The 18,583-nt window shown below is 53.9% G+C and carries 16 protein-coding genes; all 16 read left to right on the top strand.

The window, feature by feature from the left end:
- The first annotated feature begins 107 nt into the window (after positions 1–107).
- The 16 genes from AC3ITY_RS16720 to fdhA all read left to right on the top strand — a co-directional run bounded on the left by AC3ITY_RS16720 (position 108) and on the right by fdhA (position 18,379).
- Positions 108–710 (top strand): helix-turn-helix domain-containing protein, encoded by a 603-nt coding sequence (locus tag AC3ITY_RS16720; RefSeq protein ID WP_489303738.1) that lies wholly within the window; start codon positions 108–110, stop codon positions 708–710.
- A 463-nt stretch (positions 711–1,173) separates the two neighbouring features.
- Positions 1,174–1,779: a helix-turn-helix domain-containing protein gene (locus AC3ITY_RS16715; protein WP_489303736.1), complete on the top strand. Its 606-nt coding sequence runs from the start codon at positions 1,174–1,176 to the stop codon at positions 1,777–1,779.
- A gap of 285 nt (positions 1,780–2,064) precedes the next feature.
- On the top strand, positions 2,065–3,402 hold the full coding sequence (locus AC3ITY_RS16710; protein ID WP_489303734.1) for an NAD(P)/FAD-dependent oxidoreductase: 1,338 nt from the start codon (positions 2,065–2,067) through the stop codon (positions 3,400–3,402).
- A gap of 17 nt (positions 3,403–3,419) precedes the next feature.
- A complete protein-coding gene (locus tag AC3ITY_RS16705; protein ID WP_489303732.1) occupies positions 3,420–4,295 on the top strand; it encodes a dihydrodipicolinate synthase family protein in 876 nt (291 codons plus the stop codon).
- Positions 4,296–4,629: 334 nt separating this feature from the next.
- Positions 4,630–5,718: a quaternary amine ABC transporter ATP-binding protein gene (locus tag AC3ITY_RS16700; protein ID WP_489303730.1), complete on the top strand. Its 1,089-nt coding sequence runs from the start codon at positions 4,630–4,632 to the stop codon at positions 5,716–5,718.
- A 35-nt stretch (positions 5,719–5,753) separates the two neighbouring features.
- Positions 5,754–6,593: an ABC transporter permease gene (locus AC3ITY_RS16695; protein ID WP_489303728.1), complete on the top strand. Its 840-nt coding sequence runs from the start codon at positions 5,754–5,756 to the stop codon at positions 6,591–6,593.
- Positions 6,593–7,429 carry an ABC transporter permease gene (locus AC3ITY_RS16690; protein WP_489303726.1) on the top strand — a complete coding sequence of 279 codons (837 nt, stop codon included), beginning with the start codon at positions 6,593–6,595 and terminating at the stop codon, positions 7,427–7,429. The genes AC3ITY_RS16695 and AC3ITY_RS16690 overlap by 1 nt, the downstream gene beginning before the upstream one ends.
- A gap of 60 nt (positions 7,430–7,489) precedes the next feature.
- Complete coding sequence (locus tag AC3ITY_RS16685; protein ID WP_489303724.1) at positions 7,490–8,965, top strand: aldehyde dehydrogenase family protein; 1,476 nt, start codon at positions 7,490–7,492, stop codon at positions 8,963–8,965.
- 86 nt (positions 8,966–9,051) lie between these two features.
- A complete protein-coding gene (locus tag AC3ITY_RS16680) occupies positions 9,052–9,600 on the top strand; it encodes an NAD(P)H-dependent oxidoreductase (protein WP_489303722.1) in 549 nt (182 codons plus the stop codon).
- A 535-nt stretch (positions 9,601–10,135) separates the two neighbouring features.
- The gene (locus tag AC3ITY_RS16675; RefSeq protein WP_489303720.1) at positions 10,136–10,987 is read left to right on the top strand and encodes a glycine betaine ABC transporter substrate-binding protein; all 852 of its coding nucleotides are present in this window, start codon (positions 10,136–10,138) and stop codon (positions 10,985–10,987) included.
- 343 nt (positions 10,988–11,330) lie between these two features.
- Positions 11,331–12,704, top strand: a complete 1,374-nt coding sequence (locus AC3ITY_RS16670; RefSeq protein WP_489303718.1) for an MFS transporter — start codon at positions 11,331–11,333, stop codon at positions 12,702–12,704.
- A 99-nt stretch (positions 12,705–12,803) separates the two neighbouring features.
- Positions 12,804–13,724: a LysR substrate-binding domain-containing protein gene (locus AC3ITY_RS16665; protein WP_489303716.1), complete on the top strand. Its 921-nt coding sequence runs from the start codon at positions 12,804–12,806 to the stop codon at positions 13,722–13,724.
- Positions 13,725–13,847: 123 nt separating this feature from the next.
- Positions 13,848–15,104 carry an aromatic ring-hydroxylating oxygenase subunit alpha gene (locus AC3ITY_RS16660; protein ID WP_489303714.1) on the top strand — a complete coding sequence of 419 codons (1,257 nt, stop codon included), beginning with the start codon at positions 13,848–13,850 and terminating at the stop codon, positions 15,102–15,104.
- Between the two features lie 15 nt (positions 15,105–15,119).
- A complete protein-coding gene (locus AC3ITY_RS16655) occupies positions 15,120–16,250 on the top strand; it encodes an FAD-binding oxidoreductase (RefSeq protein WP_489303712.1) in 1,131 nt (376 codons plus the stop codon).
- A 50-nt stretch (positions 16,251–16,300) separates the two neighbouring features.
- Positions 16,301–16,933, top strand: coding sequence for a dimethylsulfonioproprionate lyase family protein (locus AC3ITY_RS16650; RefSeq protein WP_489303710.1), 633 nt, complete (start codon positions 16,301–16,303; stop codon positions 16,931–16,933).
- Between the two features lie 249 nt (positions 16,934–17,182).
- Positions 17,183–18,379, top strand: a complete 1,197-nt coding sequence (fdhA, locus tag AC3ITY_RS16645; RefSeq protein ID WP_489303708.1) for a formaldehyde dehydrogenase, glutathione-independent — start codon at positions 17,183–17,185, stop codon at positions 18,377–18,379.
- Positions 18,380–18,583 lie beyond the last annotated feature (204 nt).

The following is an 18,583-nucleotide window of genomic DNA, read 5'->3' as shown; positions in this document are numbered from 1 at the left end:
AAATATTTCACATGCTCGATCAAAAAAATAGTGTTTTTTTTTTGCTCAGGGATAATGATGGCCGAAATTTTTCGCACAAATATGCTTGAAGGCCAGAGGGAAAGTAAATGCCAACTGATAATGCTGAGTTTGGTAGTGGCGATATTGATTCCACTAGGGATCGCGTTGCGTTGGGCGAAGAAATTCGCAAGTTGCGCAAAGCTCGCTCAAAGACCTTGGCCGAAATTTCCTTGGCTACTGGCCGGTCGATCAGCTTCATTAGTCAGCTTGAACGTGGTCGCGCTGAAATTCCAATTTCCGATCTGAAGCGCATTGCACTTACTCTGGGGGTGCCACTGGATTGGTTCTTTATGGTCAATGAGCAGCCGGCGGCAGAGGCCGGGAGAGTGGTTCGTGCAGGTGGTCGTCGACGATTGGGCTCGATGGCCGGCGGGTTGACGGAAGAATCGTTATCACCCTCTATCGGAGGTGCTTTCGAAATGTTCCTCAGCACGATTGGTTCCGGTGCCACCTTCGAAGCCAAGACTACCCGCGGGACTGAAGAAGAGGGCTTTCTAGTTTCTGGGCAGCTCAATCTGTGGATCGGCGAGCATCCTTTCAGTCTGAGTGCAGGAGATAGTTTCCGCATTGCCGATGAACCGTATCGCTGGGAAAATCCCGGTGAGGTCGATGCCGTTGTCATTTGGGTTATCGCGCCACCAGCTTTCTAACTGGTTGCGTGAGGCAACGCATTTGACAGTATCGCTGCGACATCCTGGTGTTGAAGGGCAGTAATGACGTCAGGCTGCAGCTGTCCAGCGCGTTGATCAACCTCTCCATCCTGCTCTCAGCTCTTCAAGATCCGTCTCAGCGCTCAGCTGTGTCGAGGCAGTACGTTTAAAAACAGCTACCGACAGGTCCCCAAATTGTTCGCCAAAGGGGCTTGGCAATCTCCCGATCCATGTTTGTCACTGATAATGGGCATCTCACGTAGGCGGTTCCGTGGCCCAATCAGCCTGCGTCGGCAACAAAACCCTATCTCCTACATGCCCATTGAACGGCGCTATCGATCAACGTTAGGCGCTAAGAAAAAATTTAGTGCAATAATTTTTTCACAGTGCATAATCGGTATAGAAAATTTTTAAACAGAAAAAATTGTTAAGATTGTTGCGTGGTTGGAGTGAGGATCTGATAGTGAATGACGTCGCTGACATAGGGAGAATGGAGCTCGGGATGGAAATGCCTGGGAACCGCATCGCCTGGGGCAATGAAATTCGCAAGCTCCGCAAAGCGCGGGGCAAGACACTTGTCGAGCTTGCATTGGCAACAGGTCGATCGCCGAGCTTCCTTAGTCAGTTGGAGCGCGGAAACACCGAGATTTCCATTACCGATCTCAAAAAACTTGCAACGGTATTGGGTGTGACCCTTGGTTGGTTTTTTACCGCTGATAGCATGCCGACTGCCGAGATGGGGCGTGTTGTACGTGCCGATAGCCGTCGACGCCTCGGGGGATTTCTCGATGGTATTACTGAAGAACTGCTGTCGCCAGATATAGGTGGGATGTTCGAGATGTTTCTCAGCACCTTTGCGATAGGTGCAACTCGACCGCCAGCTACGCCCCGTAACACAGAGGAAGAACTCTACGTTATCAGTGGGCAATTCGATATCTGGCTGGGCAAGGATAAGTACAGCCTGAAAGCGGGTGATAGTTTCCGAATTGTTCGTGAGTCGTACCGCTGGGTTAATACCGGCGATACGGAAGTTAGGATTCTCTGGGTGATTGCTCCGCCGACCTATTGATCATTCGTCGTGTCAATAAGCTCCCGAGAGAACCATCAATGTTTGAAACGCCCTTTATCAGGGTTGTGAGTTTCTGCATCCAAAATTTGTCAGGCGCAGCCTGAAGCTTAAAACAAAAACAAGAACGGCGCTGAAGTTCTAAGCCTGAAGTAAGGCGCTTATGTGTAAGTGTGTAAAAAGAAAGGCTCTGTGCAGAGTGGGTCTCAATAAAGTCGCCTGCTCGAATCGATAGTTAGATTAAACAGATGCCGATACGACGGTTTTCTTATTTCAGGAGATACATAAGTGGCTTCTTCATCTGATAAACGCATCGAAGTGACACCGCCTCAGGTTGAACCGACCGATTCAGGTTGGTACCTGGCCAGCGGAGTGGAACTGCCGCTCAATCCGCTCACCGCGAATGTGACATGTGACTGCCTCGTGATTGGAGCAGGCTGGATGGGGTTGCATGCCGCTCGACGCTACGCTGAACTTAACCCCAATGCCCAAGTACTATTGGTTGATGCAGGTCGCATTGGTAATAACGCGTCCGGTCGGTGCATGGGCTTTGCCATTGACCTGGCGCACAACCCCCGCAAGCGTGACTTTGTCGAGGATTTGCAAGGCAACCGGGAAGAGCTTCACGTCAACCTCGAAGGCACCGCATACATGAAGAGTGCGGTTGAAGCAGGAGTGGATTGCGACTGGGACCCTCAGGGCAAATATCACAGTGCGGCAACCGAGCAAGGCGTGGCTGACCTCGTGCACTTCTCCAAGGCCCTTGACGTTATGAACCAGAAATACAGTTGGATCGACGCCGAGGGAATGCGCGAGCTGACGGGCAGCAAGCATTACATCAAAGGGCTTCATCACCCTGGTACTGTGCTTCTTCAACCGGCTAAATACCTGATGAATGCGGCGCGCGCGCTTCCAAAAAATATCAAGATTCACGAAAACACCGTTATTACCTCTGCCAAATTTGGCAAACCGCACCATGTGTTCGAAACCCGCAATGCCGTGATCAAAGCGCGGAAAGTGATCATTTGCGCATCGGGCTACCTGACAAACTTCGGTTTTTATAAGAACTCGGCGATCCCGGTCTACACATTCGCCAGTATGACGCGCCAGCTGACCGAGAAGGAACTTGCGGGCTGCGGAGCCGGTGCGTTCGGGCTGATTCCCGCGAATAGCTTTGGCACTACGGTGCGCCGGACGAACGATAACCGGCTGATTTTCCGCAACGTTTATTCGTACGCCAAGAAGTTCAAGACCACGACCGATGATGTGCATCAGGCGAGCCTGCAACAACAAATTTCGTTCGACAGGCGCTATCCAGAACTCGCCTCCATGGGGTTCGAGTCCAGTTGGGGGGGGCTGCTGACCCTGTCCCAAAATGGCGGAATGATCTGGGGTGAGCTGGCGGAAAATGTTTACGGTACGGGTATCTGCAACGGAACGGGAGTGTCCCGCGGCACTGCATTCGGGAAAGCTCTGGCCGAACTGGCCTCAGGCTTGAACTCCACCACCATCGAAATCCTCAAGCGCCGTAAGGCTCCCTCACGAGCCTATCCGGAAATCATTACGTCGTTGGGTGTGAAGTTCGTCACCGGACGTCGATTCAAAGAAGCTGGACAAGAAATCTAAAAACAGGAGAACTTGCAATGGCAAATCTGGCCGGCATCAACCTTGCGATGCAAACCACTTTCAACGACCGCGGCGAAATCGATTACACCGCGTTCGAGAATCTCATCGACCAATATATCGAGGCGGGTGTACATGGTCTTGTACTCGGTGCGGGTACGGGTCAACACCCTTACTTGACCGAAGCCGAATGCAACAAACTGTATGAAGTGGGCATCCAGCGCATCAACGGTCGTGTCAACGTCATCTGCCAGACTTCGGCATTGAACATCGATGAAGTCGTGCGCCGATCCAAACACGCCGAGAGCATAGGCGCGGATGCGCTCATGGTTCTGCCGCCCTACCTGGAAGGTCCAACCGATGAGGATGGTCTGTTCGAGTTTTATCGCGAGATCGACGCAGCCGTAAATATCGACATTATCGGCTACAACATTCCATACGCTACTCAGATTTCGATTTCTCCGCAGCTCCTCAGCCGCCTGCAGCAGTTGAAAAACTTTAACTATATTAAAGATAGCGGCGGCGATTTCACCGTTCAGCAACAGTACCTTCAAAGTGGCGGCGGGGTATTGAACGGCGCCGACACCCTCACTTTGTACGCTTTCCTGGCGGGTACCAAGGGTGCTATCTGGGGCGCTGCCAACTATATGCCGCGTGAATCAGTGGATCTGTACAACCTGGTTCAGGAAAAGCGCTACGACGACGCGTTCGCTCTATGGAACCGCATGTTGCCTTCGTTGCTGCTGGTTCAGACCACAAATTACATTCCGGCTGTCCTGCACGCAGCTCATCTGCGCGGCTTCGGCACTGGTAATTTGCGCAAGCCGCTACGACGCATTACCGAGCAGGAAGCTACGGTTCTCAAAGCCGCTCTTCAGCCGCTGCTCCAAGGCTGATTCGAAGGCTGGAAAACTAGAGATCGGCTCCTTGCAGTCATTCAGATTTCGCTTTTTTGAGTTTTCTAAGGATTGTTTGCAGTACAGATTTTCTACGGTTATTCAGCCTCGTGAGCGCCGATGAGAAGTCAGTAACTTAAGTCGACGCGATGGTCTGGGACGACACCCCAGGCCCTCTCGTTTTCAACAAAGAAACGGGTGATTGATACCTGGTGGAAGGATAAACGGGGAGCTCGCCGGAAAGTGGGCGCAGATGTCAGGCAATAGACTATGCCCGGTTGGCGCAACTGAAGGCGCTCGGCCGAAAAACAATAATCAGCTTCCGGATAGGCCTATGAACATGATTACTCAACCTACTCAAGCAGTCGCAGCCCCAATCGTGGAGTGTCGCGGCGTTTGGAAAATATTCGGCAATCAGAGCCCCGTGGCCATAGACGCCGCGAAGCGCTTTACCGAAGGCAAGGATGCGTTACTGAAGCAACACGGTTCAGTCGTGGCGGTGGCGGATGCGACCTTTACCGTGCAGCAGGGAGAGACTTTTTGCATTATCGGCTTGTCCGGTAGCGGAAAATCGACATTGATTCGGCATTTCAACCGACTGATCGCTCCTACGTGTGGCGAGGTACTGATTCACGGCCAGGACATCTGCAAGATGGCATCTGGCGACCTGAGAGACCTGCGTTCCAGGAAAATGGGAATGGTTTTTCAGAACGTTGCTCTGTTGCCTTATCGCACGGTGCTGGAGAACGTGATGCTGCCACTTGAAGTACAAGGCATCAAAAAGGCCGATGGCGTGCGCAAAAGTCAGGAGGCACTGGACAAGGTTGGCCTGGGCAATTGGGCCAATCGATACCCTCAAGAGCTTTCCGGAGGCATGCAACAGCGTGTAGGCATCGCGCGGGCATTGGTCGCCGATCCTGATGTCTTGCTGATGGATGAGCCGTTCAGTGCGCTCGATCCGTTAATCCGCAAGCAACTGCAGATCGAATTCAAAAAGCTCTCCACTGAGCTTCGCAAGACCACCATTTTCATTACTCATGATATCGACGAAGCCATTCGTATCGGTGATCGCATCGCAATCATGAAAGAGGGCCGGATGATCCAGATCGGTACCCCGGAAGAAGTGGTGCTCAACCCGGCCGACGAGTACGTCGCCAACTTCATGGAAGGTATTTCTCGGCTGAAGCTTCTTAAGGCGCGCTCAATGCTCAAGCGTATCGACAGCCAGGACCTCACTCAGTTTGGTGGGCGTTCGCTGGATGCTCTGGCCAGTGTCGACATTGATGCCGACCTCGAAACCCTGATCGATGTAGCCGTGGATAAATGCGAAGACGTGGTTGCCATCAAGCAGGATGGCCGGATCGTCGGCACGGTGTGCCGTGAAACATTGCTCAGGGCCGTTCGCGGCCTAGATCTGGCTTGAGTCATGAAGCCAGGAACGGGTTATAGGAGGAGAGTATGAATACAATCATCGAGGCATTCGACGCCGTCGTCGATACGTCTCTGGCGTGGCTGATCGACGAGGCGTCTGGGTTTTTCGCAGTGATAAGCACGGGCATGGAAGCTGCCTATGGTGCGTCTAATACGGTGATGATGTTCGCCCCCTGGTGGGTGGTGGTCCTGATCGTGGCTCTGGTCGGCTGGCGAGTGAATGGTGTGTTGTTCGCCATTGCCGCCGCAGCTGGACTTTGGTTGTGCCAAGCCATGGGCTTGTGGACTGAAACCATCGCCACGCTCACGTTGGTGTTCAGCTCAACCTTGCTTGCACTGTTGATCGCTATTCCACTTGGTGTGCTGGTGGGGTTGTCGGCAAAGTGGAAGCACGGTGCCGAGCTTGTACTGGATTTCATCCAAACAATGCCGCCGTACATCTTCTTGTTGCCGGGTATCGCCTTACTTGGATACGGATCCGCGACAGCAATCTGGGCGACTTGCCTGGTGGCGATTCCACCCGCTTTACGTCTTACCGCACATGGCATTTTCATGACGCCGGCGCAGTATTGTGAATTGGGCTCGGCCGTGGGTATGACACCCGTGTCGCAGGTTTTGAAGATTCGTCTGCCATTCGCTATTCCTTCGATCCTGGCGGGGATCAACCAGAGTCTGATGTTGAGCTTTGGCATGGTCGTGATCGCCGGCATCGCGGGGTCTGGCGGGTTGGGGCAGACCATTTATGAGGCTGTGCGAACCCTGAAGATCGATCTGGCTGTCAATGCCGGTATCGCTATCGTGGTGCTGACGATCATTCTCGACCGAATCTCCCAAGCCGTATGCACCACCGAAAAAGGAGCAGTGTGATGGATTTCAGCATCTCTCCCGGTTCCAAGGTCGCGCCATTTCTCAGCTATCTGAACAGCAATTTCCATGACAATTTCATGGCCATTGCGCAGTTCTTTGATGTATTGATTGGTGGCATTGTCACTCTGCTCTCCCTGGGCTCGCCGGAAGTAGTCATTGGCTGCCTTTCCTTAGTCTGCGTGCTGGTCGCGGGGTGGCGGGTAGGGCTGATGACGCTTATTGGTCTTGCCTGTTGCTTTGCGCTGGGGATGTGGGCTCCAGCAGTGCATACGATTGCGCTGATCATTATCGCTGTGGCGTTTTCGCTATCGATCGGCGTCGTTTTGGGTGTGCTGTTGTCACGCAGCGAGCGACTGAAGATTTTCGCGCGACCGATTCTGGACGTCATGCAGACCATGCCGCCGTGGGTCTACCTGGTGCCAGCGGTGGTGCTGTTCGGACTGGGCGCGGTACCAGCCTTGCTGGCCACCATCATCTTCGGTATCCCGCCAATGATTCGCCTGACCATTTTAGCGATGAGCCAGATCCCCGCGAATCGACTTGAGCTTGGTGCCGCGATCGGCGCAAGCCCACGGGAAATCCTGTGGAAGATCGAACTGCCTTCGGCGTTGCCGACCCTGCTGGTCGGAGTCAACCAATGCGTTCTGTTGTCCTTGGGGATGGTTGTGCTGGCGGGACTGGTCGGGGCTGGCGGGCTCGGTTCTGAGGTGACTCGAGGGTTGAGCCGCATGGAGTTTGGCTTGGGCGTGCGCGCAAGTCTCGCCATCGTGATCCTGGCGTTGATCATTGACCGGGTGTGCCGCGGGACAATTCCGACACGTTTTCTCAAACACTGATCAATGCTGGCCCGAAAAACTGTAGCGGTTGTTCATAGACAAGAAAGAGTTGGAGAGAGCATGCGTACTCAATTGTACATCGACGGTCAATGGACCGATCCGGTCAATAAAGGCAGCCTGGACGTCATTAACCCGGCCACCGAGCAAGTCATTCATGCCATCCCCAAAGGCACTGCTGAAGACGTCGACCTGGCCGTCAGTGCAGCTCGTCGAGCATTTGACAAGGACGGCTGGCCGAACACTACAGGCGCCCAGCGTGGCGCCTATTTGCGACGCATCGCTGAACTTATCCGCGAGCGATCCGAAGCGCTGGCGCGTCTTGAGGTTCTGGACAACGGAAAGCCGTTGCCTGAGGCGCGCTGGGACATCGGTGACGCCGCTGGTTGCTTTGAGTATTACGCAGGCCTTGCCGAGCAACTCGACGACACTAGTGTTGCAGATCTTGCTATTTCCGATGACCGCTTCCGGACGAAGGTCCGCAGGGAGGCGGTCGGCGTAGTAGGTGGGATCATCCCGTGGAATTACCCGCTACTGATGGCGTCCTGGAAGGTCGCTCCGGCTTTGGCAGCTGGTTGTACCATCGTGCTCAAACCCGCCGAAAACACCTCACTGACCGCGTTGGAACTGGCTGCAATCGTACAGGAAGCGGAGCTGCCGGCAGGCGTGCTGAACATCGTGACTGGCCTCGGCGGTGAAGCCGGTCAGGCGTTGGTTAGCCATCCACAGGTGGATAAGTTGGCGTTCACGGGGTCAGGCCGCGTCGGGTCTCACATCATGGCCGAGGCTGCGAAGGACATCAAACGTATAAGCCTTGAACTGGGGGGCAAGTCACCTCTGATTGTATTTGACGATGCCGATATTGAGGGTGCCGTCGAATGGATCATGTTCGGCATTTTCTGGAACCAGGGTCAGGTCTGCTCAGCTACTTCGAGAGTGTTGGTGCAGGATGGCGTTTACGACAAGCTGCTGGCGCGCCTGATCGAAGAAGCCAACAAGATCACGATAGGTGATGGCCTAGAGGACGGCATCCTTCTCGGCCCGTTGGTGTCCAAGCAGCAGCATGAACAGGTCATTGCCGCTGTGGCGCGTGCCCAGGAGGATGGGGCGCAACTGGTTGCTGGCGGCCATAGGCCTGAGGAACTACGCCGGGGTTATTTCTTCCAACCGACCATCCTCACCGAGGTACCGCTGGATAGCCATGCCTGGAAGGAAGAGATCTTCGGCCCAGTGGTCTGCGTCCGTCGCTTCTCCACCGAAAGTGAAGCGTTGAGTCTGGCCAACGATAGCCGTTACGGCCTGGCTGCTGCGGTAATGACCATAGATGACGCTCGCGCTGATCGGGTTTCAGCGGCGCTGCGTGCCGGTATCGTCTGGATCAACTGCTCTCAGCCGACCTTCACCGAAGCGCCATGGGGAGGTTACAAGCAATCCGGCATCGGCCGTGAGCTCGGCAAGTGGGGTCTGGATAATTACCTCGAAACCAAGCAGGTCACCTCCTATGTAAGTCGGGATCCTTGGGGTTGGTATATCAAGTAAGTTTTAGCACGCGGTGGTCCTCACGCGGCCATCGCCATTATCCAGGTTGAAAAGCTCGGCGACCGTTGAGCATTAGGAGGTCAGTTTTGGCGAACACATTGGTAGTCGTGGCGCACCCGGACTTGTCCAACTCACGAATCAACGCCACCTGGTGCAATGCCATCAAAAGCCTCACGGGTGTGACCGTGATTGATCTGTATGAGCGATACCCCAGTGGCAAGATCGACATCGTTGCCGAGCAGCGATTGATTGAGGCGCATGATCGCATCGTCTTGCAATTTCCGATGCAATGGTACAACTGCACGCCATTGCTCAAGCAGTGGATCGACGATGTTTTCGCCGCTGGCTGGGCCTATGGCGGCGGCAGGGCTGTTGCGGGCAAGACCTTGTGCATTGCCGTCTCCACTTACTCCAAGGCTTCGGATTATCAAAAAGGCGGCCGCTATGGTCGCACGCTTGATGAGTTGACTAGTCCATTTGAGGTGTTGGCCTTGCGCGTCGAGATGCTCTATCAACCTGGTTTCTTTCTGAGTGGGCTGGAGAGTCTGAGCGATGAAACGCTAGCCGCAAGTACCAAACAATATCGGAATTTCGTCGCTTCCAGCGAATATAAGTACAGCGTCAAACATGCTTAATTCTCCACTTTAAGAAGTGATGTAATCGACACCAATCGGATCTTCGTCACAAATTACGTCTATCTGATCAGTGTTCAACGTGTGGCCTAACTCAAATAATAAAAAGAGCGTGCCCAATGACGATAATGACAAGCTTCATCCTTCCTTTACGTGTGCTTTGCGCAGCCTTGCACGAAACATTTGTCAGGCGCCTGTATTTCGAATTCAGCCAACTCTGGCCTGAACCAAGAAGTGCAGAGACCGAGGGCTGTGGCTTTTCACATTCCTTGCCGATGACCGCGCATGCCCAGCTCGCCTTGGGTGGATTGAATCTTTCTCAGAGAGCGAAATCAGACAGCATCTGAGTCTATTCCATGCGCAAACCGTGATTCTGGCAAGATCGGTTCGACTTGCCAGCTGCCCCGAGTTGTAGGACGGGCAACTACACAGGGACGTGACCCGACCTGGAGCAGGTAGGGACAGCAACGCCGTATCGAAACCAATAGCTGCAGAAGAATCTGCGCTTATATTTCACGCACTAAAGAAGGGTCAAGCTATGCATAAGTTGTTGAAGGTCCTGGCCGTTTCACTGATGTGTCTGTTCGCCGCCTTTAGCCATTCGGCGGAAAAAACAACTATTAAGATTGGTACACTTCCTTGGGAAGATGTTTTGCCAATCTCTGAGATCACCCAAAAATTTTTAGAGAAACAAGGGTTTACTGTCGAGATGACGACCTTTCCGGATTGGGGGATTGGCTTCGCTGCGCTCGCGAGGGGGGATGTCGACTTGATGGTTTCGCACATCAATAACATTACCGCCGACTATTGGAAGAAAAACTACCAGCGTCTCGAAAAGGTCTCGGTTGCTTCCCACGGCTTGCACCAGGGGTTGGTGGTACCCGACTACATGCCGATCAAGTCGATTGAGGAGCTGAACTCCATCAAAGATCAGGTTGGTGGAAAGATCATTGGTATCGAATCGGGTACCGGCATCATGCAGCAAACCGCTGATGCCATTAAACAGTACAACTTGCAATACACCCTGGTCGACGGCAGCACCGCTGCAATGATCGCCCAATTGCAATCAGCCATTGAACGCAAGGCACCCATTGTCACTATGTTGTGGCAGCCGTCTTGGATGGACATGAAATTCAAGGTCCGTTACTTGGAAGATCCAAAAGGTGTGTTCCCTGCGCCGCAAAGCTATTACTGGATCGCCAAGAAAGGCTTTTCCAACGACAATTCTCGCGCCCGGGAGGCTATCGCAAGCGTGTTTGTACCACTCGATGACATCACGGCCATCAACGTGTCAGTTAATGGTGGGATGAACATGGAGCAAGCAGTACAGAAATGGTGGGATGCCAACACCAAGCTGATCAATCAATGGGCCGTCATGTCCGGGAAGTGATAGCGTCTGGCCGTAACCCTGCTTGATGTAGATAATCTGTTCGTGGTTTGTCTTAGCATCGATAGCGGCCTGCGGAGTTCATGCTCAGCTGTGTGATTACCGGCAAGACGAGGTCGTGCGGCCTCGTCTCGGCTCATCGTACGAGAATAGTAAGGTTTGGTGTCCACCTCCCCCGTTCATAATCTGACACCCATCATTTCGTGATCACGCGAATTCAGCGCGCGTGGTTGATGGGCACTTGGCCGGTTCACTCGCCGGAAAAAATTCCTGCCCGCAAATGTGAAATGCCGCGGGACAGCCTCGCCGGGTTGACCCTCATTCATTCAATAACTATGGGTTTTTTATGCCGCAGCAACTTTCGATTGATGATATCGAACCCAATCGGTTCCATCGGCTATTAACTGTTCGTTCCAGCGGTGGCGCTTTTGTCGATGGCTATGTGCTAAGCATCATCGGCATTGCCATGCCTTCCTTCGTGCCAACACTTGGTTTAACGCAATTTTGGGAGGGAATGATCGCTGTTGCAGCGCTCATTGGAATTTTTTTTGGAGGGTTGCTAGGGGGGGCGCTGACTGACAAATACGGTCGAAAGCTGGCTTACTTCATTGGTCCGGCAATTTTTACTGTCTGTTCATTACTGCATTTTTTCGCGGACTCTGCTTATCTGATCTTCCTGTTACGGTTCCTCATTGGTCTCGGTGTAGGCATCGAGTATCCGGTTGCGACCGCGTTTCTGGTGGAGTTTCTTCCCAAGAAAATACGTGGCCCACGACTGGCTGGGCTTACCATCTACTGGTTCATGGGGGCCGCCGCCGCGTATGTAGTGGGGCAACTCATTTTGTCGAGTTTGGGTCCTGATGGATGGAAAGGAGTGCTGGCCAGTACCGCTGTCTTCAGCGCCATACTACTGCTGATCCGCATGGGGACGCCCGAATCGCCCCGCTGGCTGATTAGCAAAGGGCGCGATCAAGAAGCACTGTCAGTTGTACGCTCCGTATTCGGCAATGATTGCACGCTCAAAAATCTTTCCGAACATCGGCATCAGGGCGAACGCCTGTCGCTGCTTACTGCGTTACGTTTGGGTTATGCCAAGCGCATGATTTTCGTCTACACCTTCACTACCTGCACGATCATTCCCGTCTACGCAGTTTATGCGTTTGCCCCCAAGGTCCTTGAAGCCCTTAATTTGCGTGGCAGTTGGAACGCTTACGGTTCGATCAGTATTACCTTGCTGTTCGTACTGGGTAGTATTGGCGCTACCGCTCTTGTCAATGTCATGGGCCGTCGTAAATTGCTGATTTGGAGCCTATTCCTGTCAGGCTGTGCGCTCCTGCTTTTGGGCTATTATGCCTCAGGGGCGGCAGGCCTAATTCTGTTCCTATTTGGCGCTTATGCTTTCCTCAGCGGTGGTGCGCAGGTACTGCAGTGGGTGTACCCCAACGAAATATTTCCAACCGAAATTCGCACCTCTGTGGTAGGGCTGGGGACCTCCATTTCTCGAGTGGGTGCGATCATTGGCACTTACTTGGTGCCCATGGCAATCCAATCTATCGGAATCGGAAACGTGATGACTGTAGCGGCGTGCATTACCTTCATCGGATTTATCGTTTCCTGGCGCTTGGCACCGGAGACGGTCGGCATCAGTTTGAGTGAGGCGGCATCGTTGGAAGGTGATCTCAAGCCCACGGCATCCGATATACGCCGAGTCTCGAACTGATCTGGGCTTTACCTTTCGGGAGGCACCTTTAAGATGCCCACATTACCGACGCTGGCTGATTGCAGGCGTCGGTTTTGTAGAGTATCAGTGGGAGTCAAAATGAATCAGCCGTTGAAAACTCGACAACATAAGGGATATCGCCGGATTATCCCGTCGATGAACGCGCTTGTGGCATTTGAGGCGGTCGCTCGAAACGGCAGTTTCACGATTGCGGCACAGGAGCTGGGCGTAACCCAAGCGGCGGTTAGCAAACACGTAAAGTTTCTTGAAGATTCTTTCGGCGCTCAGCTTTTCTATCGCCTGCACCGTTCCAATCAATTGACAACAGAAGGCATTGCTCTCTACGACGCGATGTCCGAGTCAATGCAGCGTATTGCCGGCGTGTTCGACAAGTATGCGGAAGGGCAAGGTGAAGAGGCTATCGCACTGGCCAGCACCGCTGATTTCTCAAATCTGCGAATCATGCCGCGTTTACATCTTCTGAGAGAGCAATTGCCGAAACTCCGTTTGCGACTCACGACACCCTCGGATCGTGATGCCGACCTATCGGTCCGCTTCGGTCACGGCAAATGGGATGATGGCACAGCAGTTTTGCTGTTCGATGAGGAGATTTTCCCGGTGTGTTCTCCATCGTGGCTGGCTCGGCATCGTCCACAGACCTCACTGGAAGAACTTGCCCACAACCAGCTCATTGACACGGATGCAACGCTGGAGGGTTGGATGACATGGAATACCTGGTTTCGGGCTCTGGGGTATACACCGCCCAAGCTGGAATTCACCCTGCGTTGTGCGATGTACGGCGACGCAATTCTTGCTGCGGTTCAGGGGCACGGTATTGCATTGGGTTGGGGGCGGCTGTTGGAAAACCACCTGGCGTCCGGTCGGCTCGTTCGTGTATCCAGTCATGTCATTGTACCTAGTGATGCTTACTACATTTTTCTCGCTGCTGGACGGCCTAAGACCCCGGTTATTGACCAGTTAATGGATTGCCTGCGCGCCGACGATATCGAGCCTCGCTAGGGGAACCGATGAGTTATAACTTTGACTCATGTTAAGTTGAAAATAAACCGCATTGACCAATGTTTATAGGTGTTTAGATACTGTCACGCATCGTTGGCAATAAAGCCTGCTCGTGAGGTGTCTATGAATAACTTAAAACAAAAAAGCCATCTTGAAGTTGTAAAGGAGCGTGCCCCATGGACCGCTCTGGATGGCGCGGTATTTGGGCGCGAAGACATATTCGAAAATGACCTGGATATATTTTTTCACAAGCACTGGATAGTTGTTGGTGTTACCACCGAAATCCCTGAGCCAGGTGATGTATCCACCGTAGACATTGGAAAGTCATCGATTATTCTTGTTAGAGATGATGACGAGCAGGTCAGGGCATTTCGTAATGTTTGCCGTCATCGCGGCGCTCGCCTCAAGGAGGCTGGGCTTTCTACCGTTGGTATGCTGGTATGCCCTTATCACCAATGGACTTACGACCTCGATGGTTCTCTCAAGCACACGCGTGACATGGGTAAAGACTTTGACCCCGAATGTCGCAGTCTCATCCCGGTAGCCTGCCGTGTCGTGGGTGCACATATCCTGGCCTGCCTCAGCGATGAACCGCCTGCCGACATCGATTATCTGGTCGAGAATATGGCGCCGCGTTTTGCCCCCTACGATTTGAGCAATACGAAAATCGCCTACGAAACGGAGATCATCGAGGAGGGCAATTGGAAGTTGGTGATCGAAAACAACCGTGAGTGCTATCACTGCGCGGCAGGTCATCCAGAGCTCAATGTTTCATTCCTGCCTGAAGACTTTGCCGGCAGCACTGAAGGCATGACCGAGGAATCACTTCGTGTGTTGGAAGCTCACCAGGCGAAAAGCGTAATCGCCAAAGAGAGCTGGGAAAGCGAGGGGCTGGTTTGCGACGCCATCGAGTACCTGGATGAAGACGCTGTCACTCAATTCCGTTCGCAACGTCTGGTGATCTCGGGTCATGGCGAATCACAGACCTTGGACACCCGCGTCGCCTGCAAGAAGCTATTCGGCGAGCTGAACCGTCCCGACCTCGGCGACACGCACTTCTGGACGCATAACTCGTGGACCCACGTAATGAGCGACCATGCCGTCATTTCGTGGCTGATCCCGCTGTCTCCAGGCAAGACTCTGGTGCGATCCAAGTGGTTGGTTCACAAAGACGCAGTCGAGGGCAAGGATTACGACCTGCAACGTTTGACCGAAGTGTGGATCGCGACCAACCAGCAGGATGCCAGTCTGGTCAAAATTACCTACAGTGGTACTCAGGATCCAGCGTACGTGCCGGGCCCGTTTTCACACCTCGTCGAAGCCTACGTTCACCAGTTCACTCGCTGGTACACCGCACGGCTCATTGCGCATAGCGCTTGAATGGGAGATGGTTCGATGAGTACTTATCAGACAGTCCCTGGGCCGACGAAAAAGCGGCGCTTCAACGATGTTGAAGTGTGGTCTGCGTTCGATACCGGTTGGAGCAGTGGTGAGCCGAAAACCCTGACGGTTTGTGATGTAAGGGATGAAACCCATGATGTGAAGACATTCACATTCCAGTGCGGCGACTTCCAGGCACTGGCTTTCGAACCTGGGCAGTTCATCACGATCATGCCCAATATCAACGGGCAAGTAATTTCACGCTGCTACACGCTTTCATCTTCTCCAGCTCGGCCGTTCACCTTTTCGATTACGGTGAAGCGGGTACCTGGTGGATCAGTATCGAACTGGTTGCACGATAACTTGCATTCGGGTGGCCAACTTACGGCGTACGGTCCTGCCGGGGCCTTTACTTCGACCTGCAGCGACGCCCGCAAGCTGCTGTATCTCTCGGCAGGGTCGGGGGTCACACCCTTGATGTCGATGACGCGTGCAAGTCATGATCTTGCGGCGGATGTCGACATTGCCTTCGTCCACAGTGCGCGGTCTCCGGTTGACATCGTCTTCAGGAAAGAGCTGCAGTTACTCGAGTCGCTCAAACCCAACCTTCAGGTGTTTGCTGTCTGCGAAACTACCGAGACCGAACGCGAGTGGAGTGGCCCTGTTGGGCGCCTCACTCTGGAGATCTTGCGACAATCTGTTCCTGACTTTCTGGAGCGCGAGGTCTTCACTTGTGGACCTAAAGGCTACATGGACGCGGTGCAAGCGCTTCTCTCCGGGGCAGGGTTCGATATGGACCATTACCACCAGGAAAGCTTCGATCTGGGTGAGCCATCGAGTCCGGTTGTGGCGCCCATAGATCCTCCGCTGGCAGCGTCAGTAGATGCGTTTACCATCACGCTGGCGAAATCAGGGAAAACCTTTCAGATGAGCGGTGACGACACAATCCTCTCGGCGGCCAAGCGCGCCGGAGCGGTCGTCCCCAGCTCCTGCAGCCAAGGTATTTGTGGTACCTGCAAAACCGCAGTTCTGGAAGGTTCTGTAGATATGAAAGCGAACGGAGGCATTCGACAACGGGAAATTGACAAAGGATTTCGGTTGCTTTGCTGCAGCAGACCCACATCTGACCTTGTTATTGATCTCTGATCACCAAAGCGGTTATCCGCTTACTCAAGGCATTGAGAATGGAGGTCCCCATGGTTTTAGTTGAATCCCGACGGCAAGACGCGTTGCATTTGGATAATGCTAATCAGCTTATGGCCCGCGTAGCCGAAAATCTTGGGTCTTATCGCGGACAAGACTGGGCGCACGAAATTTCCACAAGTCGGCAATCTGTTCAGTCCGCGCAATTATCAATCAGTGCAGATTTCCAGACGCGCATCGAAGATGACAGTTGTATTCGCGGCTGGTTGAAGGAAAGCCTGGCGAAGGCAAAAGAGTCTTTGCTCGTTGATGGCGCACTGCTGGAATGCATCGAGCGGCTGTTACCTGGTGCGGTATGGATCAAGCGACATGCGGCCTCGAATGAAGACGATCACTTCGTGGATATGCACCGGCACGCATTGCTCATTGGCAAAGGAAGCCTTGTTCATTGTGACTCTTTTACGCTGGGACTGATGGTCATGGCACCTGATGTCAGTTATCCCTTTCACAATCATCCTCCCAGAGAGTTTTACCTCGTGCTTTCGGAGGGGGAGTGGTATCAGGAGGGCGCCGGTTGGTTTAGGCCGGGGCTTGGCGGCGTGGTTTACAACCCGCCGTCGATCAGACATGCGGTGAAAGCGGACACGGGACCGCTCCTGGCTTTATGGGGATTGATGCACACCTGAAGCGGACATGATCATTCCGCTTGGCATGTTGCGTAGTCGGTACGCGGGGCCGCAATCCTGACAACTTTCCCAACTCGCTTTCCGCTCTCGAAGCGACCGAATCGATCTGGACGGTGGTGGCTATATGGCCAAGCGCACCGCACCACACCGCACGAGCAATCAAATGCACGTAACAAAGGCCTTAATTGGCGAGTGAGATAAAAACAGCTCACAGGTACCTGTGAGCATAATTTGACGCGGAGTAAAAACATGACTGCGAATAACAGAGGGGTAGTTTACCTGGGCGCTGGCAAGGTCGAGGTGCGAAATATCGACTACCCCAAAATGCAGGACCCACGCGGCAAGAAGATCGAACACGGCGTCATTCTCAAGGTGGTCTCGACCAATATCTGTGGATCTGATCAGCACATGGTCCGTGGGCGAACCACCGCACAGGTCGGTCTGGTTCTCGGTCATGAAATCACCGGTGAAGTGATCGAGAAGGGCAGTGACGTCGAGAACCTGAAAATCGGTGATCTGGTGTCCGTGCCGTTCAACGTCGCTTGCGGACGCTGCCGCTCCTGCAAGGAAATGCACACGGGCGTGTGCTTGAGCGTCAACCCGTCCCGTCCAGGCGGTGCTTATGGTTACGTCGACATGGGCGACTGGACCGGTGGCCAAGCAGAATACGCGATGGTGCCGTACGCGGATTTCAACCTGCTGAAGTTGCCAGATCGCGACCGCGCCATGGAAAAAATCCGTGATCTGACCTGCCTCTCCGATATTCTACCAACCGGTTACCACGGCGCGGTGACGGCCGGCGTTGGTCCAGGCAGCACGGTTTACATCGCGGGTGCCGGCCCTGTCGGTCTGGCTGCCGCCGCTTCTGCGCGCCTTTTGGGGGCGGCGGTGGTTATCATCGGCGACGTCAACACCGTGCGCCTGGCCCACGCCAAGGCTCAGGGTTTCGAAATCGCCGACCTGTCCCTGGACACACCGCTGCACGAGCAAATCGCTGCGTTGCTCGGTGAGCCAGAAGTGGATTGCGCCGTTGACGCAGTAGGCTTCGAAGCCCGCGGTCACGGTCATGACGGCGTGAAGCACGAGGCTCCGGCCACTGTGCTCAACTCGTTGATGGGCGTGGTTCGAGTGGCTGGCAAAATTGGTATTCCAGGGCTTTACGTCACCGAAGATCCAGGTGCGGTTGATGCGGCTGCGAAGATCGGCGCTCTGAGCGTACGCTTTGGCCTCGGCTGGGCTAAGTCCCATAGTTTCCACACCGGCCAGACTCCGGTAATGAAGTACAACCGTGCGCTGATGCAGGCCATCATGTGGGACCGTATCAATATCGCTGAGGTTGTAGGCGTGCAGGTGATCAGTCTGGATCAGGCGCCGGCAGGGTACGGTGAATTTGACGCCGGAGTGCCGAAAAAATTCGTCATCGACCCACATCGCACTTTCAGCTAAGGGATGACTGTCCGGTGCGATGGCGGTTCTGAGAACGGGATCTCGATCGTATCGGGCAACACTGGCTTATCACCAGGGTCTTGTTCGTTGCTTCATGATTGTCACTGATGAAGGGCGCGACTGTCTGCCGTTCAACTCATACCCCTGTTTTTACTAGCCAAGTCGCGATGAGCATCTGCCATCGGCTGTGAACAGAGTGCCAGC

This window comes from Pseudomonas sp. GL_091, from assembly GCF_057837725.1.
This window is presented reverse-complemented; position numbering and strand designations above follow the sequence as displayed.